The sequence below is a fragment of the Streptomyces sp. CHD11 genome (genome assembly GCF_018638295.1).
GTDB lineage: Bacteria > Actinomycetota > Actinomycetes > Streptomycetales > Streptomycetaceae > Streptomyces.
Genome location: NZ_JABTTS010000070.1, coordinates 1 through 1,988, shown reverse-complemented (window position 1 = coordinate 1,988; position 1,988 = coordinate 1). Strand labels below are relative to the sequence as shown.

The 1,988-nt window shown below is 69.6% G+C and carries 1 protein-coding gene; it reads right to left on the bottom strand.

Annotated features, from left to right (window positions below; genetic code table 11):
* Nucleotides 1–59: 59 nt before the first annotated feature.
* A complete protein-coding gene (locus HTV45_RS33160; protein WP_215209602.1) occupies nt 60–1,865 on the bottom strand; it encodes an IS481 family transposase in 1,806 nt (601 codons plus the stop codon).
* Between the last annotated feature and the right edge of the window lie 123 nt (nt 1,866–1,988).

The window sequence follows — 1,988 nt, the reverse complement described above, 5'->3', positions numbered from 1 at the left end:
CCTGTCTAGTCCCAGGTGATGTTTGACGTTCTGGTCCCAGGTGATGCTTGACGGTGGGCCTAGACAACATCGGAAACTTTGTGGGGCTTGTTCGCCTTCACGTGGCGGACGGGGATGTCGGTGGTGCGCCGGATGACGCGGACCTGCCCGTCCAGCTCGACGGTGATCGTCGACTCCGCCACGTGCACGGTCACGGTCTGGCCTGCGTACGGGCGGCCGAGGGAGACGGTCTGCCGGCAGACCATGACCGTGCCGACCGCGCTGACTCGCCGCTGGACGCGGACCGGCTCGACACGCGGCCGTGGCGGTGGGCCCGCGGGCCGCAGGCCGCGCAGACGCCGGACCTCGTCGGGACTGAGCGGGTTGGGCCGCACCCGCAGCAGCTCCCGCGAGGACGGATCGAAGAACGACAGCGTCTCGTCGTCGATCCGGATGCCCACCTGGCGGCCACCCAGGATCTCTGCGGCCAGCACCTGATGCCCGGCCAGACCCACCAGCCCACTGTTGTTCACGGCCCGGTCCACCTCGAACGCAGCCGCCCCGTCACCGGCCGGAAGCGGTGCCGGTCCGGCCGCACGCCCTCCGCGAGCCGCCAGCCGCGCGAGATCCGTCACCGACAGGTGTGAACGCACGCTCTTGATCCGCGTCCCGGCGACCAGGAGATGGATCACCGAGGTGTCGGCCCAGAAGGTCACCGTCAGCCCTGCGCGGGCCGGGCCGAGCCAGAACTGCTTGCCCGCGACCTGCAGATTCCCACTCGCAGGGACCACCCGCTCGAACTCCACCGGCCCACCGGGCTCCACCGGCACCGGCACCGTCTCCGGCGGATCCGCAGGACCCTCGGGCACCACATCGGCAGGATCTGCAGTCAAGGGCGCCGTCCGCTGCTGCGGCACCAGTGCCAGCACCCCGGGCACCCTCACCCCCAGCACATCGCGCTCCGACTCGGGAACCGGCGTGAACCGATCGCCCGGCGACTGCATCTCCAGCGCCTGATGCGGCCGGACGGAGTTGTACTCCTCCACCCACGCATCCAGCGCCGCCTGGGCCGCCTCGATGTTCTCGAACGCGCCGCAGTCGTCGAGGAGTTCACGCCGCAGCGTCTGATGGAACCGCTCGACCTTGCCCGTCGTGGTCGGCGACGCCGGCTGGGTCAGCCGGTGCGCGATCGCGTTCTCCCGGCAGATCCGGTCGAACAACACCTCACCCCCCTGACCGAACCGGTCGGTGAACTGCTTCCCGTTGTCCGTCAGCACCTCCTCCGGCACCCCGAACGTCTGCAAGGCCCGGGCGAACGCCGCACAGACCGCCCGGCCGGTTGCCCGCTCGACCACTGAAGCGATCACGCAGTACCGGGAATGGTCATCCACCCCGGTCACGACCTTCGCCTCGGTCAGCTCACCGGACACCGTGTCGACGAGCATCACGCCGCCGACGATGTCCATCTGCCACAACTGCATCGGCCGGTCCCGCTGCCAGCGCTTGTAATCCGACCGCTTCCGGCGCCGCACCCCCGGCTGCAGCAGCCCATGACGGACCAGGATCCGATACACCGTCATCCGCGACGGCACCGGCGTGACCGCCCCGGACCGCTCCAGCACATGAGCGATCCGCCGCGGACCCCACCGCGGATGCTTGCGCCGCAGCTCACACACAGCCGCCTCCACCTCGACAGACGCCTGATGCGGACACGAAGCCGGCCTACGCGACCGGTCCGCCAACCCCGCCAGGCCCGAGGCCTCATACCTCGACTTCCACCCACTGACCGTCTGCCGCGAGACGCCCAACTGAGCGGCGACCTCCGTCACCGTCGCGCCCGCCAGCACCGCAAGCACAGCCCGGTATCTCTGCTCGACAACCGACAACTCCACCAGAGCCAATCCCGGCCTCCTGCCACACGCCGCCACGACGTGCACAGAAAAGCCGATCACGGCCACCGTCAACCATCAGCTGGGATCGAAGTGTCAAGCATCTCCCGGGACCGGACA